The 24,663-nt window shown below is 71.9% G+C and carries 20 protein-coding genes; 11 read left to right on the top strand and 9 right to left on the bottom strand.

What is annotated here, in order from left to right:
* Window positions 1–92 precede the first annotated feature (92 nt).
* The gene (locus ACFW9O_RS31230; protein WP_384613989.1) at window positions 93–2,873 is read left to right on the top strand and encodes a SpoIIE family protein phosphatase; all 2,781 of its coding nucleotides are present in this window, start codon (window positions 93–95) and stop codon (window positions 2,871–2,873) included.
* A 39-nt stretch (window positions 2,874–2,912) separates the two neighbouring features.
* On the opposite strand, the gene ACFW9O_RS31225 is transcribed toward ACFW9O_RS31230, so the two are convergent.
* Entirely contained in the window at window positions 2,913–3,794 is an 882-nt protein-coding gene (locus tag ACFW9O_RS31225) for an ABC transporter substrate-binding protein (RefSeq protein WP_384613987.1), read from the bottom strand.
* Between the two features lie 329 nt (window positions 3,795–4,123).
* Between ACFW9O_RS31225 and ACFW9O_RS31220 the strand changes: the two genes are divergently transcribed.
* Genes ACFW9O_RS31220 through ACFW9O_RS31205 form a run of 4 tightly spaced genes read left to right on the top strand, consistent with a single transcriptional unit; the run spans window position 4,124 to window position 8,421 of the window.
* Window positions 4,124–4,321 carry a hypothetical protein gene (locus ACFW9O_RS31220; RefSeq protein WP_384613985.1) on the top strand — a complete coding sequence of 66 codons (198 nt, stop codon included), beginning with the start codon at window positions 4,124–4,126 and terminating at the stop codon, window positions 4,319–4,321.
* Window positions 4,318–5,058, top strand: coding sequence for an HAD family hydrolase (locus ACFW9O_RS31215; RefSeq protein ID WP_384613983.1), 741 nt, complete (start codon window positions 4,318–4,320; stop codon window positions 5,056–5,058). Before ACFW9O_RS31220 ends, ACFW9O_RS31215 begins: the two co-directional genes overlap by 4 nt.
* A gap of 2 nt (window positions 5,059–5,060) precedes the next feature.
* On the top strand, window positions 5,061–7,454 hold the full coding sequence (locus ACFW9O_RS31210; protein WP_384613981.1) for a glycoside hydrolase family 65 protein: 2,394 nt from the start codon (window positions 5,061–5,063) through the stop codon (window positions 7,452–7,454).
* A 37-nt stretch (window positions 7,455–7,491) separates the two neighbouring features.
* The gene (locus ACFW9O_RS31205) at window positions 7,492–8,421 is read left to right on the top strand and encodes a ribokinase (RefSeq protein ID WP_384613979.1); all 930 of its coding nucleotides are present in this window, start codon (window positions 7,492–7,494) and stop codon (window positions 8,419–8,421) included.
* Between the two features lie 68 nt (window positions 8,422–8,489).
* Here ACFW9O_RS31205 and ACFW9O_RS31200 read toward each other — a convergent pair whose 3' ends face one another.
* Complete coding sequence (locus ACFW9O_RS31200; protein WP_384613977.1) at window positions 8,490–9,536, bottom strand: questin oxidase family protein; 1,047 nt, start codon at window positions 9,534–9,536, stop codon at window positions 8,490–8,492.
* 268 nt (window positions 9,537–9,804) lie between these two features.
* Between ACFW9O_RS31200 and ACFW9O_RS31195 the strand changes: the two genes are divergently transcribed.
* The 5 genes from ACFW9O_RS31195 to ACFW9O_RS31175 all read left to right on the top strand — a co-directional run bounded on the left by ACFW9O_RS31195 (window position 9,805) and on the right by ACFW9O_RS31175 (window position 17,066).
* On the top strand, window positions 9,805–11,199 hold the full coding sequence (locus ACFW9O_RS31195) for a hypothetical protein (protein WP_384613975.1): 1,395 nt from the start codon (window positions 9,805–9,807) through the stop codon (window positions 11,197–11,199).
* Between the two features lie 104 nt (window positions 11,200–11,303).
* On the top strand, window positions 11,304–12,566 hold the full coding sequence (locus ACFW9O_RS31190; RefSeq protein WP_351169194.1) for a MoxR family ATPase: 1,263 nt from the start codon (window positions 11,304–11,306) through the stop codon (window positions 12,564–12,566).
* Window positions 12,563–13,807 carry a VWA-like domain-containing protein gene (locus tag ACFW9O_RS31185; RefSeq protein WP_384613973.1) on the top strand — a complete coding sequence of 415 codons (1,245 nt, stop codon included), beginning with the start codon at window positions 12,563–12,565 and terminating at the stop codon, window positions 13,805–13,807. Before ACFW9O_RS31190 ends, ACFW9O_RS31185 begins: the two co-directional genes overlap by 4 nt.
* A gap of 67 nt (window positions 13,808–13,874) precedes the next feature.
* On the top strand, window positions 13,875–15,257 hold the full coding sequence (locus ACFW9O_RS31180; protein WP_384614018.1) for an SMI1/KNR4 family protein: 1,383 nt from the start codon (window positions 13,875–13,877) through the stop codon (window positions 15,255–15,257).
* Between the two features lie 207 nt (window positions 15,258–15,464).
* Window positions 15,465–17,066 (top strand): hypothetical protein, encoded by a 1,602-nt coding sequence (locus ACFW9O_RS31175; protein WP_384613972.1) that lies wholly within the window; start codon window positions 15,465–15,467, stop codon window positions 17,064–17,066.
* Here the strand turns inward: ACFW9O_RS31175 and aac(3) are convergent.
* Window positions 16,991–17,845: an aminoglycoside 3-N-acetyltransferase gene (gene aac(3) / locus ACFW9O_RS31170; protein ID WP_351169185.1), complete on the bottom strand. Its 855-nt coding sequence runs from the start codon at window positions 17,843–17,845 to the stop codon at window positions 16,991–16,993. The two genes, ACFW9O_RS31175 and aac(3), sit on opposite strands and share 76 nt — an antisense overlap.
* Window positions 17,846–18,066: 221 nt before the next feature.
* Here aac(3) and ACFW9O_RS31165 point away from each other — a divergent pair, with 221 nt between their 5' ends.
* Window positions 18,067–18,483: a VOC family protein gene (locus ACFW9O_RS31165; RefSeq protein ID WP_351169182.1), complete on the top strand. Its 417-nt coding sequence runs from the start codon at window positions 18,067–18,069 to the stop codon at window positions 18,481–18,483.
* Window positions 18,484–18,612: 129 nt separating this feature from the next.
* On the opposite strand, the gene ACFW9O_RS31160 is transcribed toward ACFW9O_RS31165, so the two are convergent.
* From ACFW9O_RS31160 to ACFW9O_RS31135, 6 genes are all read right to left on the bottom strand, one after another.
* Window positions 18,613–19,404, bottom strand: coding sequence for an N-formylglutamate amidohydrolase (locus tag ACFW9O_RS31160; RefSeq protein WP_384613969.1), 792 nt, complete (start codon window positions 19,402–19,404; stop codon window positions 18,613–18,615).
* Between the two features lie 117 nt (window positions 19,405–19,521).
* Window positions 19,522–20,502, bottom strand: coding sequence for a sphingomyelin phosphodiesterase (sph, locus tag ACFW9O_RS31155; RefSeq protein WP_384613967.1), 981 nt, complete (start codon window positions 20,500–20,502; stop codon window positions 19,522–19,524).
* A 144-nt stretch (window positions 20,503–20,646) separates the two neighbouring features.
* Window positions 20,647–21,261: a class F sortase gene (locus ACFW9O_RS31150; RefSeq protein WP_384613965.1), complete on the bottom strand. Its 615-nt coding sequence runs from the start codon at window positions 21,259–21,261 to the stop codon at window positions 20,647–20,649.
* A gap of 81 nt (window positions 21,262–21,342) precedes the next feature.
* Entirely contained in the window at window positions 21,343–21,702 is a 360-nt protein-coding gene (locus tag ACFW9O_RS31145; protein WP_384613963.1) for an LPXTG cell wall anchor domain-containing protein, read from the bottom strand.
* 117 nt (window positions 21,703–21,819) lie between these two features.
* Entirely contained in the window at window positions 21,820–23,811 is a 1,992-nt protein-coding gene (locus ACFW9O_RS31140; protein ID WP_384613961.1) for a sensor histidine kinase, read from the bottom strand.
* Entirely contained in the window at window positions 23,795–24,532 is a 738-nt protein-coding gene (locus ACFW9O_RS31135) for a response regulator transcription factor (protein WP_384613959.1), read from the bottom strand. The genes ACFW9O_RS31140 and ACFW9O_RS31135 overlap by 17 nt, the downstream gene beginning before the upstream one ends.
* Between the last annotated feature and the right edge of the window lie 131 nt (window positions 24,533–24,663).

Genomic DNA, 24,663 nt, shown 5'->3' with positions numbered 1-24,663 from the left:
CGTCTGGATGCTGTGTCCCGTCGCCGTGTCACCGGGCCGTTCCGAGCCCGTCCTGAGCCGCGCCGGACGAGTCGGTCACCGATACTGAGAAAATGGGCAAACTAGGACGAAACGTCCCAGCGAGCCGACGGCGCGACCGCGTGCCGCCGAGGGCCGAGCCGCCGGAAACCGGCCCGGACGCCCCTCACCGCTCGGCCGTCCGGCGTCTGCTGTCGTCGCTGAGGCCGCGCACCGTCGCCACTCAGGTCTTCCTGCTGCAACTGGGGGTCGTCCTGCTGCTCATCGCCACGGCCGTGGTGGCGCTCGTGATCCAGGACCGCAACCGCGCGATCCAGGAGGCCGGAGACCGGTCTCTGGTGGCGGCCGAGTCGTTCGCGAACGCCCCGGGCACCGCGACGGCGATGAAGAGTGATGATCCGACGGCGGCACTCCAGCCCCATGCCGAGGCGTTGCGTGTGAAGACCGGCGTCGACTACGTCGTGGCGCTGAGCCCCTACGGCTTCCGGTGGACCCACCCGGATCCGGACCAGATCGGGAAGCACGTCTCCACCTCCTACGGAGAGGCGCTCGAGGGCGAGCCCCACCAGACCACGTTCGACAGCAGTCTGGGGAAGGCCGTCGACTCGACGGTGGCCGTCTTCGACGCGAAGGGGACCGCGGTCGGCCTCGTCACGGTGGGGGTCACGGTGGACAAGGTGACCAGTGTGGTGGAGCACCAGCTTCCGGTGATCCTGACCGCAGGCGGTGTCGCGCTGATACTGGCCGCGGGCGGGTCGGCCCTGGTCAGCAGGCGTCTGCGGCGCCAGACCGGGGGCCTGGGGCCGGTGGAGATGACCCGCATGTACGAGCACCATGACGCGGTGCTGCACGCGGTCCGTGAAGGCGTGATCATTCTGGACGGTGACGGACGGCTGCTGCTGGCCAACGACGAGGCGCGCCGGCTGCTCGCACTGCCGCCGGAGGCCGAGGGCACGGCGCTCACCGGGCTGGGGCTGAGCCCGGCCCTGGCCGGGCTGCTGGGATCGGGCAGTGCGGCCACGGACAAGGTCTTCCTGGCCGGGGACACCCTGCTCGCGGTCAACGTGCGGCCGGTGGGCCCGAAGGGGGGCAGCGTGGCCACCCTGCGGGACACCACGGAGCTGCGCGCCCTCGCCGGCCGGGCGGACGTGGCGGGCGGGCGCCTGCAACTGATCTACGAGGCCAGCACGCGGATCGGTACCACCCTCGACGTGAAGCGCACCGCTGAGGAGCTGACCGAGGTGGCGGTCCCGCGCTTCGCCGACTTCGCCACCATCGAGCTGTTGGAGCCCGTGATGCGCGGTGGGGAACCCACGGGGGCGAGTAGGGAAATGTGCCGTGTCGCAGCTGCGGGCATCCGGGACGACGCGCCCCTCGACCCCGTCGGGACGCGTATGCGCTACGTGCCCGGCAACCCCGTCGCCCTGGGTATGACCACCGGCCGGCCGGTCCTGGTGGAGCACCTCGCCACGACCGACGCATGGAGGGCCCAGGACCCGGAACGGACCCAGCGGGTCATCGAATACGGTATCCACTCCATGATCTCGGTGCCGCTGCAGGCCCGTGGCCAGGTGCTGGGGGTCGTGGAGTTCTGGCGTTCGGCGCAGGATCCCTTCGAGTCGGACGACCTGTCTCCCGCCGAGGAACTCGTGGCCAGGGCGGCTGTGTGCATCGACAACGCACGCCGTTACACCCGCGAGCACATCACGGCCGTCACGCTCCAGCGCAGCCTGCTGCCCGGCGTGTTCCCCGAGCTGTCCGCCCTGGAGGTCGGGCACCGGTACCTGCCCGCCCAGGCGGGGGTGGGCGGCGACTGGTACGACGTCATCCCGCTGCCCGGTGCCCGGGTGGCCCTGGTGGTCGGCGACGTCGTCGGACACGGCCTGCACGCCGCGGCGACGATGGGCCGCCTGCGGACCGCGGTGCACAACTTCGCCGCCCTGGACCTGCCCCCGGACGAGCTCCTCGCGCACCTGGACGACCTGATCGCGCGGATCGACCGGGATGCGACAGCCGAGGGAAACACCGAGGCCATCACTGGTGCCACCTGCCTGTACGCGGTCTACGACCCGGTCTCCGGGCGGTGTGTTCTCGCCCGGGCCGGTCATCCCGGTCCGGCGCTGATCTCGCCCGACGGCTCCGTGACCTTCCCCGACGTCCCCGTCTCCCCGCCGCTCGGCGTGGGAGCAGGTCTGCCGGTCGAGACCGCCGAACTCCTGCTGGCCGCCGACAGCCGACTGGTCCTCTACACCGACGGCCTCATCGAGGCGCGCGGCCGAGACATCGACACCGGGCTCGGCATGCTGAGGGAGGCGCTCGCCCGGACCCACGGTGCCACCCCGGACGAAACCTGCCGGACGGTGCTCGACGCGATGCTGCGCACCAGGTCGAGCGACGACGTCGCCCTGCTCGTCGCACGCACCCGGCTGCTCGACCCGGAGCAGGTCGGGGAGTGGGAGGTGCCCCACGACCCCGCGGCCGTCTCCCGGATCCGCACCGAGGCCACCCGCAAGCTGGAGGCCTGGGGGCTCGGCGAGGCCGCCTTCACGACCGAGCTGATCCTCAGCGAACTGGTGACGAACGCCATCCGGTACGGAGACAGCCCCATCAGCCTGCGGCTGCTGCGCGACGACGACAGCCTGATCTGCGAGGTCGGCGACGGCACCAGCACCTCCCCGCACCTGCGCCGCGCGGCCTTCACCGACGAGGGGGGACGTGGTCTGTTCCTCGTCGCGCAGATGTCCCGCCGCTGGGGGACCCGGTACACCGACCGAGGCAAGATCATCTGGGCTGAGCAGGATCTCGGCGCCGGAGCCGCCGGGGACATGAGCGGTCTCTTGATGACGGACCTGTGAGGCGTAGGGAAACCGGACCGCCACACACTCCGGGAGCGTTCAGGAGCCGGGGGCGGCGGTGAAGTACGGAATCTTGGCCGGGTCCTGGTTGAACGCGGCCCCGAGATAGACGGCCGACAGTTTGGCGAGCGTCCCGTCGTCGATCAGCTGCATGATGATCAGGTCCAGCTCGCCCTTGTCGGGTGACTCCTTCGGGTACAGGGCGCCGTAGCCCTGGTCGGTCCTGTACTGGCCCACGAGTCTCACCCTGCCCTTCCGCTTCTGGGGATACGCCAGCAGAATCGTCGTGTCGTGGACGACCGCGTCGATCCGGTTCTCCTCCAGCGCCGTGACCATCTCGGGATCGTTGGCGAAGACGCTGAGGGGCTTGGCCGGCTTGAGGCGGTCCTTGACGAACGTCTCACCCGTGGTGCCCTCGGCCACTCCGATGCGGACGTCGCGGATGTTGTCCTCGCCGATCTTCTCACCGTCCCTGATCAGCACTCCCAGGGTCGAGGAGAGGTAGGGCGGGGAGAACGCGGCGACCTTGCTCCGTTCAGGGGTGATCGTGATCTGCGCCAGGGCCAGGTCGAAGTCCTTCGTCCGGCCGGACACGACCTCCGGGAAGGGCGCGTTCACCACCTTCACCCGGTCGAGTCCGGACCTGTGGGCGATGTTGGCGGCCATGCAGTACTCGTAGCCGCTCTTGACGGAATCAGGTGTGCTGCCGTTCCACCAGCCGGGCGCGGGCAGGGTCGTCTTGACCGTGAGAGCGCCCGCCGTCACGGGCGACAGCTGGAACTCCCCGTAACGTCCCGAGACCTGACAGTCGCCGTACTGGGCGTTCGACGACTCCGACCCGCCTTCGTCGCAGGCCGGTGTCGCGACGATCAGCGCCCCGCTGGCGGCCAGAGAGACGATCGCTGCCGCGGTGCGCTTCATTGCACCTCCGGTAGGGGCGTATTCCTTGAGTCACCATAAATCACCCCGTTCCATACGACCGCTGGAGCCACGTGGGAGGACTCCCGGGTCGCGGGCGGATCGCGAGTCCTCCGGTGGTGTCGCAGCGACCGGCCGGAAGCGCGGGCGAGCCGTTCGAGGACGGCGCCGACCCGATCGGTGCGCCGTCGGATCCCGGCGAGCTCTCGGGCGAACGGGTTGGACCGGCACGTTCCGGCAGAGGGTCGAAGCGCCCATCCGCGCCGCACCGCGCACGATGGGACGGTGACAGTGGGCCGGCTCTCCGACCAGCCGGCCGAAAGGTGGTGGGGATGATGCGGACGCCCCTCGTCCCGGGCATCCTGGGCATGGGTGAGCTCGCGCTGGAGGGGCACGACGACCGCACCGGCCGGCGCGCACGGGACGACCGGTCACTCCGATGCACGCGGCCGGCCGACCGGCCCACGTCCGGCTCCCTCACGCCGCCCGGGCCGTGCCCGCCGTCGAACCGCTGGGGGTACGAGCGATGATTGCCGTGCTGCGAGCCGTGGAGGCAGTGGTCTTCGACACCGACGGAGTGATCACCGACTCCGCGCGGGTCCACGCCGCGGCATGGAAGCGGGCCTTCGACGCGTGCCTGCGGGAACACCCGCCCGCAGACCCGGAACTGAGGCGCCCCTTCGACACGGGTCAGGACTATCTGCGGTACGTGGACGGCAGGTCGCGGCTGGACGGCGCCGCCGGATTTCTCGCCTCACGCGGTCTGCGGCTGCCCGACGCCACCGTGCAATCCGTCGCCGCGGCCAAGGAGCGGCTCTTTACCGAGCGGCTGCGCGAGGGCGGCATCGACGCCTACCCGGGAACGGTGGCGCTGCTGCACGCGCTACGCCGTGAGGCGGTTCCCCTTGCCGCTGCCTCCGCGTCCCGCCACGCCGGTGAGCTCCTCGAGGGTGCTGGAGTGCTGGATCTCTTCGAGACGCTCGTGGACGGCGGCGAAGCCGCACGCCTCGGGCTGGCAGGCAAGCCCGACCCGGCGCTCTTCCTGGAAGCCGCCCGCCGGCTCGGTGCACCCACGGCCCGCACCGCGGTCGTCGAGGACGCCCTGGCAGGAGTCGAGGCGGGTCGACGCGGGGGGTTCGGCCTGGTGATCGGCGTGGACCGGGCCGCGGCTCCGGACACCGGCGCGGCGTTGCTCCGGCACGGCGCGGACCTGGTGGTCCACGATCTGGCCGAGCTGCTCGACGACAGTGCGGACGAGAAGGACTGACGATGCCGGACTGGACGTGGACGTACGAGGGCTACGAGCCTGATGCCGAGCGGCTCAGGGAATCCCTGTGCACCCTGGGGAACGGCTACTTCGCCACGCGCGGAGCTGCCCCGGAATGCACGGCGGATTCCGTGCACTATCCGGGCACCTACGCGGCGGGCTGCTACAACCGCCTCGTCTCCGAGGTGGCCGGGCGGCGCGTCGAGAACGAGGACATGGTCAACCTGCCCAACTGGCTTCCACTGCACTTCCGTTCGGCCGCCGGTGATGTCCCCGTCCCATGGCTCGCACCTGACACGGCGACACTCCTCGACCACCGTCTGTCCCTGGACCTGCGGTCCGGAACCCTGGAGCGGCATGTGCGGTACGAGGACGACGAAGGGCGCAGGACGCACGTGCGGCAACTGCGCCTGGTCCACATGGCGCATCCTCATCTGGCCGCCCTGCGCACCGAGTTGACCGCCGAGAACTGGTCCGGCGACCTCGAGGTCGAGACCGCGATCGACGGTGCCGTGACGAACTCCGGAGTGGACCGCTACCGGCAGCTGAACGGCAGCCATCTGACCCAGGTCGACACCGGCAGTGCCGCCGCGGACACCGTGTGGCTGCAATGCCGCACCAGCACCTCCGACATCCATATCGGTATGGCGTCCCGCACCACGGTGAACGGGCCCGTCACGCAGAGCTCCGACTGCCACTCCGGACTGCGTGCCGCGCAACTCCTGGAAATCCCGGTGCTGCAGGGCAGTCCCATCACGGTCGACAAGACCGTTGCCCTGCACACCTCCCGGGACCCGGCGATCGGTGATCCGCTGCGGGCAGCGGTCGACCGCGTGGGCAGCGCACCGGGCTTCGACGCGTTGCTCACGTCGCACCGGACAGCCTGGCGGCAGCTCTGGCGCGGAGCGCAACTGGACGTCGCCGGTGACACCGGCCGCATCCTGCGGCTCCACCTCTTCCATGTGCTGCAGACCCTCTCCCCGCACACCGCGGACCTGGACGTCGGCGTCCCGGCCCGGGGACTGCACGGCGAGGCCTACCGCGGTCATGTCTTCTGGGACGAGCTGTTCGTCCTGCCGTTCCTCAACCTGCATTTCCCGGAGGTCTCGCAGGGGCTCCTGAGCTATCGCCACCGGCGGCTCGAACAGGCCCGCGCCGCCGCCCGCGACATCGGGCGCAAGGGTGCGCTCTATCCGTGGCAGAGCGGCAGCGACGGCCGCGAGGAGACCCAGCAACTGCATCTCAACCCGCGCTCGGGGCGATGGCTGCCCGACCACTCCCGGCTCCAGCACCATGTCGGCTCCGCCGTCGCGTACAACGTGTGGCAGTACTGCGAGTCCACTGGGGACATGGAATTCCTGCACACCAAGGGCGCGGAGATGCTCCTCCAGATCGCCCGGTTCTGGGCTTCGTCCGCCGTACACGACGACAGCCTGGGCCGCTACAGGATCCGCGGTGTCGTCGGCCCGGACGAGTATCACGACGCCTACCCGGGCGCGAAGGAACCGGGGCTGGACGACAACGCGTACACCAATGTCACGGCTTCCTGGGTGCTCGCCCGCACGCTCGACGTGCTGCGCACCCTTCCCGAACCGCGCCGCCGGGAGCTGTTCGAACGGACCGGGCTGGAGTCCGGTGAACTGGACCGCTGGGAGGACGTCTCCCGCAAGCTCCACGTCCCCTTCCACGCCGGTGTCATCAGTCAGTTCGACGGATACGGCGACCTCGCGGAACTGGACTGGGAGGGCTACCGGGCTCGTCACGGGAACATCAGACGCCTCGACCGGATCCTCGAGGCGGAGGGCGACACGGTCAATCGCTATCAGGCGTCGAAGCAGGCCGATGTGCTGATGCTCGGCTACCTCTTCCGGCCCGACGAGCTCCGGCGCCTGTTCCGCCGGCTCGGGCACGATCTCGACGAGCAGATGTGGCGCCGCACCATCGACTACTACCTTCAGCGCACCAGCCACGGCTCCACGCTGAGCGGACTGGTCCACGGCTGGGTGCTCGCACGCGCGCGCCGAGCCGACGCCTGGATGTTCTGCCGGGAGGCGATCGAGGGCGACATCGCAGATCTGCAGGGCGGGACCACGGGAGAGGGGATCCACCTCGGCGCCATGGCCGGCACCCTCGACCTGGTCCAACGCGGGCTGACAGGCCTCGAGACAGGATCCGGCGCCATGCGACTGGACCCCGTACCACTCCCCGAACTCAGCGAGTACAGCTTCGCCCTGCGCTATCGAGGCCACTGGGGCGTGCGGCTGCGCATGCGGTCCGGGCAGCTCGACGTCAGCGTCCCTCCCTCCGACTGCCCGCCGATCTCCATCGAGATCCCCGACCGGACGGTCTCCGTCGCACCGGGGGAATCGTGTCGACTGACTCTGCCGGACCACTGATCCCTGACCCGCAGGCCCAGGGAGGGCAGCACCACAGATGTACGAGAACGATGAACCCGCCCCCGTCCGCCTTGACCTCCTGGTCGTCGGTTCCGCCAATGCCGACCTGGTGATCGGCGTCGAGCGCCGCCCCGGACCCGGGGAGACGGTGCTCGGCTCCGACCTCGTTGTCCACCCGGGCGGCAAGGGGGCCAATCAGGCCGTCGCCGCCGCCCGCCTCGGCGCGCGTACGGCGCTGCTGGCCCGGGTCGGCGACGACGCCCACGGCCGACTCCTGCTGGAATCGCAGCAACAGGCGGGAGTCGACACCGGCGGAGTCCTCGTCGGCGGGGCGCCCACGGGGGTCGCCCTGATCACGGTCGATCCCTCGGGCGACAACAGCATCGTCGTCTCCCCGGGGGCCAACGCACGGCTGACACCCGAGGACATCAAGGCGGCCGACCCCCTGTTCCGTGCGGCCAGGGTCGTCTCCGTACAGCTGGAGATCCCTCTGGAAACGGTCGCGGAGACGGCGCGCTCCCTCGCCCCCGGAAGCCGACTCGTCCTCAACCCCTCCCCGCCCGCGCCCCTGCCCGAGGACGTACTGTCGGCCTGCGACCCGCTTGTGGTCAACGAGCACGAGGCGCGGTACATCCTCGGCGACACGGCGGGCCCCGCACCGGAGGACTGGGCACGGACCCTGCTCACGCACGGCCCGCGCTCGGTCGTCGTCACGCTGGGCGCTGCGGGCGCGCTGGTCGCGGACAGCCGAACGGCCGACTGCGTCCGGGTACCGAGCCCCGAGGTCGACGCGGTCGACACCACCGGCGCGGGCGACGCGTTCACGGCCGCGCTGGCCTGGCGCCTCGGCCTCGGCGATGAGCTCGCGGCGGCTGCCGCGTTCGCCGTCCGGGTGGGCGCGGCGGCTGTCACCGGGCAGGGCGCGCAGGCGTCGTTCCCGACCGCCGCACAGGTCGCCGAAGTGTGAGGGAAGCAGGGCGTCCTGAACATCATCGCGCGGAAAAGGCGGCCGATCCGCCATGACGACCGGTTGGATCACCGCGGCCCGGCCGGCGGTTCGCTCAGTTCGATGGAGCGAAGGGCCGCCGCCAGTGCCCGCTCGTCGCCGACATCGAGAGCCGTGTCGGTCAGCTTGATGACGTGTTCGTCGCCGTGCGTCAGGGCCCGCTCGAAGACCTCCTCGGGGGTGAAGGTGCCCGGCGGGCTGTACGCGACGGGGGCGTCGGGCGCGTACATGGCGGTCACCGCGGCAGATGCCGTCCAGGCGGCCCGCAGGCTCGGTGCCCACAGGACACGCGGGAGTGCGGGCAGGGTACGCAGTACGGCGTTGGGGGCCGTGGCCGCGTGGACCAGCATCGTCTCCTCGCCGTGTCCGTGCGTGGCGTACCGGTGGGTGGCCGCCCGCACGAGTTCGGTGAGGCGGCCGTGCGCCTCGTCCGGGTCCGTGACCGTTGCCGCCCACACCGGCAGCCCCGTGACACGGCCGAGTCTCGCGGCGAAGCCGCCGTCCCGTTCGGCGATCGGAACCACCGCGTCGAGGGCGGAGGCCGCGCTGCGTGTGCCGGGGAGCGGGGCGAGGCCCCCGACGGGGTGGAAGCGGGCGGACCAGTAGCCGAGGCCGTGGGCGAGCTCGGTCAGTCGCGGCCCGGTGACCCCGCCGGTCCCAGCGGCCTCGGTCCTTTCGGCGGCCAGCAGCGTGCGCACGGCGTGGCCCACCCGGATCACCGGGTGTGTCGAACCGCCGTACAGGCCCGGCAGGAGACGGGGCCACCACTCGGTGAGCACGTCACGCCAGGGGCGGTCGGCGATCTCACGGCCGAAGTGGTCGATCCAGTCGGCGGCACGGCGCGAATCACCCAGAGCTGACTGCCAGTTGGCGGCCGTGACGGCCTCGACCCGGGAAGGGAACTCCTCGAGCTTGGGTGTGTACAGGTCGAGCCACCGGTGCACCGCCCCGGATCGACCGTGCGCGGCCAGGGCTTCGACGGCCATCGGCGCGTGGTTGGTGAGCCGCCCGAGCCGCTCCGGCCCCGAACTGTGCAGCCGTTGGAGTGCCTCGTCGAGAATGCCTGTCGTATCCATGGCAAGGACGCTAGGCAAGACAGCCGCGCGGCGTAACAGGCTGAAGGCCTAGGACCACCGTCCGAGGCCCGTACGACTTCGGTCGAGGCCCGTACGGATTTCGGCCCGGGCCCCTTCGGGATGGGGCGGGGCATCCCCGCAGCCGCGTGACGCGGCGCGAGCGGACAGAAATGTCTGGCAGCCCGGCGGGGAGGGCGCTAGGCTGCCCCGCGATGAAGACCTACTCCATTCAGAGATTGGGGGACCCGTCCGCGCAAGGTGAGTGCTGATGCTCACTCAGACCGCGAACGGGGAATCCCTCCCGTCCTTCTGGCCGCGCGTGCGCGAGTTCGCCGTGCCGCCCTCCATGATCGAGACTGCGACCGCCCGCCGTCGTGCCGGTGACTGGGCGGGAGCGTGTGCCGCCGCGGGCGTCGACGTCGATCTCGACCTACGGTCCGTGGCGCGTCTCCACGGTCAGGAACTCGCGGCCCGGATCCGGGCCGACCTCCGCCGACTGGCACCCGACCTGCTGCGCTGGCACATGCCGAGGATCGCCCCGCACGGCTTGCTGCGCCCGGGCGTGACGATCGCTCTGGCCCGGTACGAGGCCGCGGGGAACGACGGCGTACGACCGTTGCACCTCGTGGTCCGGACGCCGCCCGCCTGGGCGGACGCGGGTCAGCGGATGAGCCTCGCGCTGTGGGACGGATCCCACGCCGGTGCGGGCGCCCGCCGCCATCCCCACCCTCGTCCGAACCCACGGTTCCGCCTCGACCTGCACCGCCACCTGTGGGACGTGCACAGAACCGGCGAGCTGCGGATCCGGTCCGGGGCCGACCGGCAACCTCTCGAACGTTCCGCAGGTGACCCCGACGGCCTGGAGCTGGTGCCGCAGGGGCGCGCCTGCGCCGTCGACCGGTGGGCGGCCGAGGCCCGGATGCTGCTCCAGACAGAGGGGCGGGTGTCCGGAACCGTCACCGTGCGCCTCGGGGGCCGGCACCGGCTCCACCTGCACGTCCTCGCGGACGCGGAAGGTCCGGGCTTGCCCTCCCTGCGGATCGCGGAGGCGACCGATGGCGGCGTACCGGCACCGGTCCTCCCGGACGCGGCGACCTGGGTACTGCCCGACCTCGAACTCCTGCGTACCGGCGCGGTCGAGGTGGACCGGCTGCATCCGCTGGTCGTCGCGGCACTCGTACCGGACCACGTACCGGCCGGGCGGTCGCCGACGCCGCACGCGGCTGGACAGCCGCGTCTCGTGGACTGCCGGGGCGTCGAGCACCGGATCGGTCTGGTGGACGGGGCACTCGCCCCGCTGGACCACGACCCGGTCGAGATCCGCAGGGAGGAACTGCTGGTCGCGCTGACCGGCACCCCGCTTCCCTGCCTGCAGGCCATCGACGAGGCGCACCGTCGTCCGGACTGCCTCACCGGCGTCCGCGAACGGCTCGACCACGGTGACACCGCCGGTGCGCTGGCCGTCGTCGAGGGCCTGCTGGGCCCCGGCGCTGTGCTGCGCAGCGGTGCCCTGCGGGACGAACTGGAGGCGGCCGCCCAACGGCGGGTCACCTACGGCCTGTTCAGGGCGGATCTCATCGGACCGGGCCCGGTCCGCTACCGCCCGGACCACGTTCTTCTCCGCGACCCCCGCTCGCGTCCGCGCCACCTGACCCCCCGCTGACCCGGGGGACCTCCGTCCCCCGCGCCCAGTCCTCCCTCGCCCCGTTCTTCTTCGTTCCCCGGTTCTTCGCCGCATCCCACCACGCACACAAAAGGTGATCACGCATGTCCACTTGCACGCCGCCCGTCACGAACGCCGCCCCTTCCGACCGAGCTCGCCTCTCCCAACTCGCCGTCGCCGACGGGCTGATGGCCCTGCTGCGCGACACCACCACGGAATCGCGCCCCGACGAACAGCTGGAGGCCCTCACGCTCGCCGTGGCAGCCGATCTTCCCGTACTCCTGTGGGGTGAGCCCGGGATCGGGAAGACCGCGGCCATCACCCAGCTCGCCGAGTCCCTGGACCTGCCGCTGACCACGGTCATCGCCAGCGTCCACGAACCGTCCGACTTCTCGGGGCTGCCCATCGTCGGCGACGACCCCGCGGCGAACGGCGTCCCGATGGCCCCGCCGGACTGGGCGGTGCGCCTCGTACGGGCCGGCCGGGGGCTGCTGTTCCTGGACGAACTGTCCACCGCGCCGCCGGCCGTTCAGGCCGCCCTGCTCCGCCTCGTGCTCGAACGGCGGATCGGCGCCCTGCAACTGCCGCCGGGCGTCCGTATCGTGGCCGCCGCGAACCCGCGGTCCTCGGCTGCCGACGGCTGGGAACTGAGCCCGCCGCTGGCCAACCGGTTCGTTCACCTCCAGTGGCATCACGACCACGAGGTCGTGGTCCGCGGACTCGGCGGTACGTGGCCCCGCGCCACCCTGCCGCAGCTCGACCCCGGAAGGCTCTCGGAGGCCGTGGACTTCGCCCGCCGCGCGGTGTGCGGGCTCCTCGCCGCCCGCCCCAAGCTCGTGCACCAGCTGCCCAGCAGCGAAACGCGCAGGGGCGGACCCTGGCCCTCGCCCCGGAGCTGGGACATGACCCTGTGCCTGATCGCCTTCGCGACCGCGGCGGGCTCCTCCCGCGACGTACTGTCCCTGCTGGTCAGGGGTGCGGTCGGGGACGGACCTGGGCTGGAGCTGCTGGCGAGCCTGGACCGGATGGACCTCCCCGACCCCGAGGAACTCCTCGCCGACCCGGCGGGTGCCGTCCTCCCCGAGCGGGGGGATCTGCGCCAGGCCGTGCTCGACGGTGTGGTGGCGGCGGTCCGCAACCGCCCGGACCGGTCCCGCTGGGATGCGGCGTGGTCGCTCCTCGTCAGGGCGCTGGAGACCGGAGCCCCGGATCTGGTGGTGGTGCCCGCGACCACACTGGCCTCGCTGCGCCAGGAGAACTGGGACGTCCCCGCGTCGATCGAACGGCTCGCCGGAGTGGTGTCCATGTCCCGGCGCGCGGACCACGCCGCTGCCCGGGCAGCGGTCGCCACCAAGGCCCGCCGATGAATCCGGCAGCAACGGGGGCACTGGACCTCGACAAGCTCTTCGCCGCCCGGCTGCACGCCGCCCGGGCCCGCCCCTACCTGGCGACGGCGCTGTTCGCCCTGCACACCGTGGAGTCGCGGCGGGTGCCGACGATGGGCGTCGACCGGTACTGGCGCTGCTACGTCTCGCCGGCGTTCGTCGCGCGCACCTCGGAGGAAGAACTGGCCGGGGTATGGGTGCACGAGGTGTCGCACCTGTTGCGCGACCACCACGGGCGCAGTGACCGGGTCGCGCGGGAAAGGGGGCTGACCGGCCCCGGCGAACGGCTGCGGATGAACATCGCCGCCGACTGCGAGATCAACGACGACGCGTTCGGTGACGGGCTGGTCCGGCCCGAAGGCGCCGTCCGGCCGGAGACCTTGGGACTCTCCGACGGTCAGCTCATGGAGGACTACCTCCGCCAGTTCCGGCTCGGACCGTACACGGAGGGTCTCGCCTGGCTGGACTGCGGCAGCGGCGCCGACGGACTGGAGCGGGAGTGGGAACTGGGGCCGGACGGCGCGTACGGCCTCAGCGCGCAGGAACGGGACGCGGTGCGGTTCCGGGTGGCGCAGGGCATCACCGGCCGCCCGGGGGACACCCCTCAGGGCTGGCGACGGTGGGCGGAGGAGGCGTTCCACCCGCCCCAGCCGTGGCGGGAGTTGCTCGGGGCCGCGGTCCGCTCGGCGGCGTCGGGCGCGGGAGCGGGCGAGGACTACACCTACGGCCGCCCGTCACGGCGCTCCGCCGGAATGCCCGGCGTCGTCCTGCCGAGCCTCCGGCGCAAGCCGCCCCGGGTCTCCGTGGTCATCGACACCTCCGGCTCGGTCAGTGACACCGAACTGGGCAGCGCGCTCCTCGAAGTCGCGGCGATCTCCCGTGCCGTGGGCGGCCGCCGCGACCTCGTCAGCGTCCTGCCCTGCGACGCGTCCGCAAGGGTCGTCCACCCGCTGTGCCGTGCCGAGGGGATCCCGCTGGTCGGCGGCGGCGGCACGGATCTGCGGACAGGTTTCGCGAAGGCACTGCGGACGCAGCCCCGGCCGGACGTCATCGTGGTGCTGACCGACGGGCAGACGCCCTGGCCGAGTGCGCAACCGGCGTGCCGGACGGTGGTCGGCCTGTTCCCCCGGCGGGACGCGGGCGACGGAGGGTGGGACGAGGACAATCCCGACTACGTCCCGGACTCGCCGCCCGGGTGGGCACGGGTGGTCGACATCGGGTAGGCGCCCGCGGTCACCGCCTCACGCATAATCTTCCTCGCCACGCTCGGCGGAACACCTGGAGGCCATGTTGAGCCCGATACACGACTTCGCCACCTGGGAGCCGCTGTTGAGGCTCCTGCGGGCCAGTAACGCGGAGAGCCTCGCCGCCCCCGGCGGCCACGTGGCGGGACAGATCAGCGGGGGCGGGTGGAGCCTGCCGCTGCGGAGAGTCGCCCCCCGGCCCGGACGAGCAGCTCTGATCGAGGACATGCGGGACGAGATCGACGCGGTCGAGCGGGTACAGAGCGCGCTCAGGGACGCCGGTGCCACCTCCGTCTCGTTCACGACGGAGATCTCACCGACGGGGAAGGCCGTGCTCCATCTGCTCGATGGCGGCCCCGCCGTCGAGCCCGGCATCGGCGGCCCGCACCCGGATTCCCTCGTCCTGGTCGAGGGATCCGTCGCCGAGCCCTGGCGCCGCCTGCCCGATCCGGTGCCCGGCGCGGTTCCGGCCCCGTCCGCGGACCCCGGGCTTCTGCAGCGGACACTCCGCGAGCGCCTCCCCGACGCCATAGGTGCCACCGGAGCGGAGATCGCCGCCACGGAGGAGCGCCTGGGCGTCGAACTGCCCGACGAGCTCAAGGCGCTCTACCGGGTGACACGGGGCCGGTGGGAGGACCGGGGCGACGACCACGACGCTGCGGTTCGGGTCTTCGAGGCGGTCAGCTGCGAACTCTTCCCCCTGGGCGACCTGTTCATCGCCGACGCGTCGTCCCGTCCGTGCCCCTGGCGGTTCGCCGCGATGGAAGCGGTCGTCACACTGCCCGACGACCCGGTACAGGGGCTCGTCGGCTCTCCCGGGTGGATCGTCTTCGGCGACAACGGCGGCGGCGACCGGATCGCGGTGGACCTGACGCCCGGCCCCCGCGGACACACCGGGCAGATCATCATGATCAGCCACGAGGAGAACAGCGGCGCCGAGCTGGTCGCCGACTCCCTCACCGACCTGGTGATGAGACGCCGGAGCACGCTGCGCGGCCGGCGCCGGCAGGACGTGCCGCCGACCGTGGCGAGGGTGAACATCCGAAGCCTGCCGAGCATCGAGGCCGCCGTGCACCCCGGCCTGGAGGCCCTGTCCATCGGCGTCTGGGACGACGAGCCGCTCAGCCTCGCCCCCGTCGCCGGGCTGCCCCGGCTCCGGAGCCTCAGTGCGTATCCCGGTACGCTCGCCGACCCACTGGAGATCGCCGGGCTGACCGGACTGGAGTTCCTGGAGCTCGGACCGGCGGAATGGCGGGTGCTCCTCGACGCCGACGCCGTCCCACGCAGCCTGTCGGCCGCCTCCATCGAGGGACGCGGGAACGAGCATCCGCTGACGGTCGTGGCCCTTGCCAACGAACTCCTCGCCCTCTGGGACCGTCCAGGGATCGCGAAGGCCACCCTGGCAGGAGACCTCGGCCCCTCGGTGTGAGCCGGACTCGGCGATGCCGGCCGTTGACCGTCGGGAAGCGGCGCTGCCGGCATCGCGCGTCACCCTGCCGAGCCGTCCCGACGCGCAAGTGGGAATCTCCCGGCCCCGGTTGCTCCGCGACGGCGTGCCCCGATGGTCGGAATCACCACTTCGGGCAGGGTGTCCCCTGTTGTGTTTGCGCGTATATGTCGCGACAGGGGAGCAGTTATGCAGGAGTGTCGGCCACCGCGCTCGACGCCGAGGACCGTATCCCTTCAGCTCCGCAGGCGGCCCTCCGGCCCGCTGCCGGGGCTCGTCACGGTCGCCGTGGTCTTCGTCGCCGTTCAACTGGCCGTCGTCGTACCGGGGTCGGGACTGGCCTGGGACGAGACCGTCTACGTCAGCCAGGTCGGCGGCAGCGCCCCGCCCGCGTTCTTCAGCGCGCCCCGTGCGCGCGGCGTCTCCTACCTCGTCGCTCCGGTCGCCACCCTCACCACCTCCACGACCGTGCTGCGGATCTACCTCGCCCTGCTCTCCGCTGCCGCGCTGGTCGTCGCCCTGTGGATCTGGCGGAAGGTGCTCCCCGCCGCCGTACTCGTGGGCGCCGGCGCACTGTTCGCGGGGCTGTGGCCCACCCTCTTCTACGGCCCGACGGCCATGCCGAATCTCTGGTGCGCGCTGGGAGCCCTGGCCGCCGCCGGCTGGGTCGTGAGAGCCGTGGGCGGCGCCGGTGGACGCGGGGAACTCGCAGGGGCGGGGGCCGCCGTGGCCCTGGTCGCCCTGATGCGCCCCGCCGACGGGGTCTGGCTGACGCTGCCGTTGGCGCTGGTGGCGGTCCTGGTACCCGGCCGGCGGCGCCCCGACCTGTGCACCGCTCTCGTCGTCGGACTGCTGGCGGGCTGCGCACCCTGGGTGGTCGAGGCGTACGCCCACCATGGAGGCGTACGTGCCCGTCTGCACCGGGCCAGCGAGATCCAGGGCGGCCTGGGATGGAACATGGCGGTGGACGACCAGGTGAGATCCCTGGAGGGGCGCACCCTCTGCCGTCCCTGCGACATTCCGTGGAAGCGCCCGGGAACGGCCGTGTGGTGGGCAGCGGTTCCCTTCCTCGCCCTTGGGGGGACAGTCGTCGCGCGCCGTGCGGGCCGGGGCACCGCAGCCCTGGTGGCAACGGCCACCGCGGGCTCACTGTCCGTCCCGTACCTCTTCCTCATCGAGTACTCCGCACCCCGGTTCCTCCTCCCGGCCTACGCGTTGCTGGCCGTACCCGTCGCGGAATGCGTCATCCGCCTGTTCGCACGGGCGCGGGACGCCCGACGGCCGGTGGGCGTCGCGTTGCTCACCGTGGTCCTCGCGGCTCACCTCGCCGTGCAGCTCCAGGTCCTCAGCCGGGTGTCGGCCAGCAGCCACTCCACGAGTGCCGACTACGCGGCCGTCGCCGGTGCGTTGAACCGGCTCGGGGTCCGTCCACCCTGTGTGGTCAGCGGGGAGCAAGCCGTCCCCATCGCGTACTACGCCGGCTGCTCCTCGCGTCAGACCACCGGGCACGATGCGAGCATCACACCCGGGGCCATCAGGTCAGCCGCGCGCCGGACACCGGTGGCCGTGCTCGTCACGGGCAGTGCCGAGCCGCCCGCCTACGCCCGCGCATGGCGCTCCGTCCCCCTGCCGCACACACGGGGCGCCGGGCCCTACCGGGGTCTCCTGCCGTGGACGGACAACGCTTCGGACACGGCCGCAGCGGCGCGGCCGGGCTACGGGGTGCCGCCCAGCCTCTCCTCGATCCACGTGACACCGAAGCGCACGACCTCGACGGCCTCGAAGAGGTAGCTGGTCGCCGCGCCGACCTGGCCCCTGCGGCCGATCCCGGCGGCCAGCATGTCCACGACGACGGCCTCGAACGGATCCTGGCCCCCGGACACGACGGACGAGTAGTCGAAGGCGCCGTGCTCCGAGTCGATGTCCCGGAACCGCCGCCAGGTCCGCCGCCCGTCGACACGGATCGGCTGCTCGTAGTCCACGAACCGCTTGCCCGGTGCCACGGCGAGGGCCTCCGCGTGGTGCAGGAGCGTGAGGGTGTCCAGCGGGGCACCCAGGAGAAGGACGCGGCCGCCCAGGGCGACCAGTTTCGCCAACGGGCTGCCGGGGCCGTGCGGGTGGTCCCAGGGGTGGTCGGCCATCAGCGCCGGAGCCGCGGCACCGAGTGCGGCGAAGCTCGCGTCGGGGTGGCGGCTGCGGACGGCGCCCGGCCGCCTGCGCAGTGCCTCCGGCAGACGGCCCACGTCGTGGTCCGCCTCACTCAGTTCCGGGTCGTACGCGGGATGCTCCGCCCGCACGGCGTCCTGCCACGCCTGCGGCCATTCGGTGAAGCCGTAGGGCGGGGCGTCGTTCCAGCCGCACGTCACCATCAGGGTCCCGCGGTCCCCGACGACGTCGTCGAGCGCGTCGATGACCGTCTGAGGGCCGCCCGCCACGTATCCGATGGCGGACATCCGCGTATGGAACATCACGACGTCGCCGTCGGTGAGACCGAGTGCGGTCAGGTCCTCGGCGAGCCGGCCACGGGTGACGGGGCCGTCTGCACGCCGGAGGGATGCCGAGTCGTCCATGGACGCGAAGATATCCGCCGCCCGGCAGGCGTGGGGAGGGACGCGCTAGGATCGGCCGCGTGACTGCCGGGTCGGCCATGGGCCATGTACGAGAGAGGCGCCCGGCCTTGGCATGACCGCGTGGCGGGCGCGAGCCCCGCCCTCCCTCCGTGTCGTCCGTCCGGTGCCCGCCTGCGGCACCCTCGTCCCAACGGAACCCACGAACCGGAGAGTTGTCACAGATGTGCAGCCAGTACGCACCCGAGCAGGGTGTCACCACCGTCCAGCTCGACCACACCGCCGTGTACGCCACCGACCGGCACCTGTCGGCCGAGTTCATGGCCGCGGTCCTGGGGCTGGAGGTGGGCCGTCAGTTCGGCCCCTTCCTTCCCGTCGACCTCGGTAACGGTGTGACGCTCGACTACTACGAGAAGCGGGACGAACCGATCCAGGGTCAGCACTACGCGTTCCTCGTGCCCGACGCGCAGTTCGACGCCATGATCGGCCGCCTCCAGAAGCTGGGCGTCACCTACTACGCGGACCCCGCCCACACCGAACCCGGCCACATCAACCGGCTGTTCGGCGGCCGCGGCGCGTACTTCGACGACCCGGACGGCCACAACATGGAGATCATGACCCGGCCGTACGCCCGGCCGTAGGAGACCGCAGGCCGAGTCCCTCGCTCCGACGCCGGAGGCAAGGGTTCGGCCATGAAGCGGACCCCTCGTACGACGCCCGGCGCAGGGCGGTCGCCCACCCGTCCCGCGCCCGGGTTCGTCAGGTACTGCCTACAAGCTGTCCACCAGTTCGGCCAGCGCTGCCGCCAACGCCGTCAGCCCCGGCCCCGCGGGGCCTCCCGGCTCGGTCATGTACTGATCGCGGCGGATCTCGATCATCAGCGCGCTGACCCGGCGGTCCTTCCCGTAGTGCTTCAGCGGCACATACGTACCCGGGAACGGACTGTCGAGCCCGGTGCCCCCGAACCCGGCGAACACCGCCTCGGCCACGGCCGACAGGCCGGGCGGCGTGTGGAAGCTGTCGGTGCCCAGGCAGATCGGGGGGCGCGGACCGGCATCGTGCAGCTCGTACGGGAGCGCCGTGCTCGGGTAGGAGTGGACGTCGATGACGACCGCGCGCCCCGTGGCGGCCAGCCGTTCGTCGACCGCCTCCGTCATCGCTCGCGCGTACGGATGGAAGTAGCGGTCGAGCAACGGCTGCGGGTCCACGCCGGGCGCGCGGAGAGGCTCGCGGAAGGTGGTGTGCGTATAGACCGCGCCCATGCCGACGGCCAGCATCTCCTCCCGGTCGTCCGGGAACCGCTCGGGGTCCACGACCAGCCGCGACAGACCGTTGACGAACTGCCAGGGTGCCTGGGCGCAGGCTTCGCGGGCCAGGGCCGCGAGTGCGGCGGTGTGCGCGTCCGTGATGTGGTCGAGCTCCCGCTCCAGCGCTCCGTCGTCCAGCAGGATTCCCTCGCGCACGTGCGCGGGGACGGCTCGGGAGGAGTGCGGGACATGGAGCAGCACCGGTGATCCGGCGGCGCCCGGGACGAGTCGGAACGGCTGGGGCTCAGGGCTCAAGAGGACGGTCCTTCGGGGAGCGCGGGGGTGGGCCGGGTGGGAGGAGGTCCGGAGCGCGGCGCACCCTCCCGCCGCGTGCGGTCCACCCCCTCACCCGTCCGATTGTCCTCCGTGTCCCTACCGGCCGGACGCGACCACCGGATAGTGGTCGGAGAGGTTCGTGTACGTGTAGTCCGTACCCCAACTGCTCACCGTCCAGGGCGCGCTGTGCTCCTTCACCACCTCGTTCGTCCAGCCGGACGGCTTCGCGTGGCCGGCGCGGTGCAGGACGTAATCCAGGTCCTCACGGGGGTCGTCGGGGTAGCGCTCGGCGGCGATCGAGTTGTCCTGGGTGTCGAACGAGTACAGGTGTCCGGTACGGGCGTCCGAGCCTGTCAGCCCGCCGTCGGTGAGCATCGACGCGTACTCGGGGGAGTGCGAGTCGACGTTGAAGTCACCTGCCACGAGGACCTGTTCGGACGCGGGGATGTTCTTCGCGTCGAGGAACGCGTCGATCTGCCTGAACTGCAGGCTGCGCATCCGGGCCGCCTCGCCCGCCCCGCATCCGGGGTCGGTCGACTGCGCATGGGTCCCGACCACGTGCACGCGGGCGCCGTTGACGTTCAACTCGGCGTACGCGAAGCCCTTGTTGGACCACCAGTCGCTCCCGCAGGCGTCCTTGTAGACGTGCTGCTCCTTGCGGACGATCGGCCACTTGCTCAGCACGGTGACGCCACCGTCCTCCGGGGTCGTCGCCGAGTAGGCCCCGCTCGTCGCGTCCCAGCCGCTCTTGCTCCGTCCCACCACCGGCGTCCGGTACGGGTACTGGGCGGAGGCGTTCTGGAGCAGGGCGTCGGACGCGGCGTTGTCGAACGCCTCCTGGAGCACGACGACGTCGTTGCCCTGGAAGAAGGCCGTCCTCGGTATCTCCTTGGCCCGGTGGTCCTGACCCCAGTTCGGGTACAGGGTCTTGCTGAAGAGGAACGTGTTGTACGTGAGGACGCGCAGCGACGGGGTGTCCGCCGCCGATGCCTGCGGGGCGTTGAGTGCGAGTGTGGCTGCGGCAAGGGCGGCGGCCAGAGTCGCGCCGGATATACGGCGGATCGCGATGTGCGGCACAGGCTCTCCTGGTGTGGGGTCGGGAGCGGTGACGCCCATCAAACCAGGGGGAGTTACTCGTGGGTAGAGGTGGGATGTACGGCGCCTTGCGACAGCGGTACGAACAGTTCGGAGCGGGAACCGGCCGCGGCGTTCGCTGCCCGGTCAGTCGAGGGTCGCGTAGACGATGAGGTTGTCCACCGGGTGCCCCTCGGCGTCGAACGAGCCGTCGCACGTGATGAGCCGGAGCACGCGGGCGCCGGTCTCTCCGTAGACCTTCTCGCTGGGGAAGGCGCTCTTGCTGACGGTCTCGGTGCCCGTGACCGTGAAGTGCGTCCGCTCGCCCAGCCCGTTGAGGATCGTGATGTCCGCACCATTGGCAATCTTCTTCAGGTCGTGGAAGACGGCCTTGCCGAACCGGGTGTCGTTGTGGCCGATGACCACGGCGGCGCCCGGCTCCCCGGGTACGGACCCTCCCGCGTACCAGCCCGCCGTCATGCCCTTGTCCGAGGGCGGAACCTCCACGGTGCCGTCCGCGTTGAGTCCCAGCCGCATCAGCTGACTCGTCACCCCGATCGAGGGGATGGAGATCTCCGCGGGAGCCGGTGCGTTCGGGGATTCCGGAGCGTTCGGTGGTTCCGAGGCCCCGGAGACCGACATGACAGCGGCGGGCGGCTGTGCCGCGGTGGAGGAGGAGCAGCCGGCGAGCGGGACCAGGACCAGAACGGCGGCGGCCGAGGTCATGAGGGCTCGGCTGAGGGCTTGTGCGGTACGGGGCATGGTGGCTCCGGGCGTAGGGGATCGGGTGGAACAGCGGGTGGCGCCGCCCCGTCACGCGGAGCGGCGCCACCCGGTGGCAGATCAGCCGTTGCGGTGTGCGGAGCGGCGACGCAGCACGAACACGCCGACGCCGGCCAGCAGGACTGCCCCCGCCGCCGAGCCGTACGACGCCGTGTTGCCGCCCGACTCCGTGGCCGCGCGTTCACCGGCGGCGACGCCGCCCCGCGGCGTCACCCTGCTCCTGGACTCCTCGGCAGGGGCCGGCGCCGCGGACGGCGCCGCCCCTTCGGGGGCGGGGCTGGGGGTGGCGGTTCGCTCGGCGGCGGTCGGCGCCGGCTTGGGGGTGGCGTCGTCCGCGACGGCGGCCGCCGACGGGACGAGGACCGCGCCCGCCGCGACGGCGGACAGGACTGCGGTGCGCAGGGTCGAACGAGGGGACATGTGAAGGACTCCGATTCCAGCTCGGCCTTGAGGGGGCCCGCACGCGAATGCGCATCGGGCGCCGGGCATGCCGACAGACTGGAACGAAGTTATGAGGAAGCTGTCAGGACGCTGTGTTCATCCCATCAGGGCAGAGTCCTCGGGTTCAGGGACCGCCGGGGGCAGCCGCAGTGTGAAGACCGATCCCTCACCCACCGTGCTGACCACGTCGGCCGTCCCGCCGTGCGCCTCGGCGAGCTTGCGGACGATCGACAGGCCCAGCCCGCTGCCTCCGGTGCGTCGGCTGCGGGACTTCTCGGCGCGCCAGAAGCGGTCGAATACGTACCGCAGATCCTCCGGCGGGATACCACTGCCCGTGTCGGCGACCTCCAGGGCCACCCGCTCTTCCTCCTCGGACCCGGTGGCGTACGCGCGCAGTGTCACCCGCCCGCCCGCCGGGGTGTGGCGTATGGCGTTGGAGACCAGGTTGCCCACGGCCTGCCGCAGCCGCACCGGGTCGGCGGTGAGCGCCGGCAGGGGCTCCCCGGCGGGTGAGGGAGCCACCGTCAGACCGACCTCCGCCGCGTCGGCCTGCGCCTGGTGGGCCGAGGTGACATGGGCGAGCAGTTCCTCGATCCGTACCGGCTCGGGGTGCAGGCGCAGGACCCCCGCATCCGCCGCCGACAGGTCCTGGAGGTCGTCGATGATGTGCTGGAGCTGCACCGCCTCCTCCAGGAGCGAGGAGATGAACGTGGCGTCGGGCTCGGCGATCCCGTCCTGCGCACCCTCCAGCCAGCCACGGATGTTGCTCAACGGGGTACGCAGCTCGTGGGCGACGTCGCTGACCATCACCTTGCGCTGCTCCTCCAGCCGTGCACGGTGCGCGGACATGTCGTTGAAGGCGGCGGCCAGCCGGCCGATCTCGTTGTCGGCCGCGACCACCACGGGTGCGGAGTCCTCGCCGTCGCGCATCCGCTGGGCGGCTCCCGTGAGCGCGTGCAGCGGCCGTACGAGCCGGGCCCCGGCGAGCACGGAGGCGCCCACGGTGAGTGCGAGGACGAGCGCCGCGACGCCCGTGATCCTGGCCGTGTTCGCCGGCGACAGGTCGAAGGCGGGAACGGCGCCGCCGTCGGGGTCGCTGATGAACAGCAGTGCGGGCGGGGCGACATAGGAGCTGAGCTGTTCCCGGCGTGCCACGCCGACGCACGAGGCGATGGCCCGGTCGTTCTCACTGGTGAGGGCGGTGGGCAGGGGGGACGGAGTCGCCCGGGCCTCCCGGGGGGCCCCGCTCGGCGCCGGCGTCGGCACGGCTGTTTCCGAGACCGGGAGGGGCTCGCCGGCCCGGTCCCAGGAGAGGTCGAGGCCGAGCTGGACGGGCTCGCGGCTCTGCCGGCTCAGGCAGGCGTTGGCCAGCCGGCTCAGAGCACTGAGCGCCTTCGTTTCGGTCGGGGTCGGGCGGTCCAGAGCCTCCGTCGTGCAGCGGGTGCCCTGCAAGCGGTCGGGATCGTTGCCCACGTCCTGGATACGGGGCCGCCCGCTCGGCCCCTCCACGACGTCCGAGGCGATGCCGGACCGGTTGAGGCACGTGGCCACCTGTTCGGCGGTGCGTCGCAGCGACGCGCGCTCGGCGTCGGGCAGCCGGAACGGTCCGACGGCACGGGGGTCGACACGGTCGCTGCGGGACTTCGTCCCCACGTCGGTCGCCACGGATCCGGCCCCGGACGACAGGGCAGCGTCCACGGACATCGGATCCACGACCGCCGATGCCTGGGGCGGCAGGGCCGGCGGGGGAGGGGCGCCATCGGCGGAGTCGGCGAGGATCCCCCGGCTCTGCGTGGTCAGCGTGATCCGGCGGCCCGACCCGTCGGCCAGCTCGCGCACGGTGGATCCGACACCGTCCCAGGTGGGATGCGCCGCCGCGTAGCCGAGCAGGGTGTCGTGGATGCGGGTGTCGGCGGTGAGGTTCTGTCCCTGTTCCTGCTCGATCGCGCCGGACGTGGTCTGCACCGCCAGCCACGCGGTCGCTGCCACCGAACAGGCCGCGACGAGCGCCGACACGGCCAGCAGTCGGCCCAGCAGGCTCTTGCGGAGCGGCAGCCGGTGCCGGTCGTCCTCACCGGCCCGGCGCACGCGAGGCACCCTTCACCGGATCCGTCAGCTTGTAGCCGACGCCGAAGACGGTGAGCAGCCGGACCGGCCGGCGGGGTGCGTGCTCGATCTTCTTCCGCAGGTTCATGATGTGCACATCGACGGTGCGGCTGCTGATGTACCGGTCGAACCCGTGCAGTTCCGCCAGCAGTTGCTCCCGCGTGAAGACGCGGTCGGGTTCGGCGGCCATCGCTGCGAGCAGCCGGAACTCGCCCGGCGTGCACTCGATCCGCACCCCGTCGGCCGCCACTTCGTGACGTACGGGATCGACGGCGAGGGCCCCCACCCGCAGCACCCGGTCCTCGCCCGGACCGCTTTCGCCCGGATCCGCACCGCGTCGGGTGCGCCGCAGGAGCGTACGCACCCGGGCCATCAGCTCGCGCGGACTGTACGGCTTGGTCATGTAGTCGTCCGCGCCCAGGTCGAGCCCGAGCAGCAGATCGTCCTCCGTGGCCCGGGCGGTCAGCATGAGAACCGCCAACTCCCTTTCCTCGGCGCGCAGTACGCGAATGACGTCCAGGCCGTCGGCTCTGGGCATCATCACGTCGAGGACGAGCAGGTCCGGCGTGCCCTGCCGGACCTGCTCGAGCGCCGCGAGGCCGTCCCCCACCACCGTGACCGCGTGCCCTTCACGTTCGAGGTAGCGGCGTACGAGTTCGGCCTGCTTCGCGTCGTCTTCCGCGACTATCACATGTGCGCACACGCGGTTGATCGTAGAGGAGCCCTGTTCACGGCCTCCCTCACCGGTCGACCAGGTCGACGGCCTCCCGGAAGTCGGCGAGCGCCTCGCCGTACCGCTTCCCCGCGATCAGCAGGCGCACGGGGTCGACGAAC

It is taken from the genome of Streptomyces sp. NPDC059499 (assembly GCF_042749285.1).
In the GTDB taxonomy this organism is placed as follows: domain Bacteria; phylum Actinomycetota; class Actinomycetes; order Streptomycetales; family Streptomycetaceae; genus Streptomyces.
The sequence above is the reverse complement of the archived record's forward strand: the minus strand, read 5'-3'. Positions and strand labels throughout refer to the sequence as shown.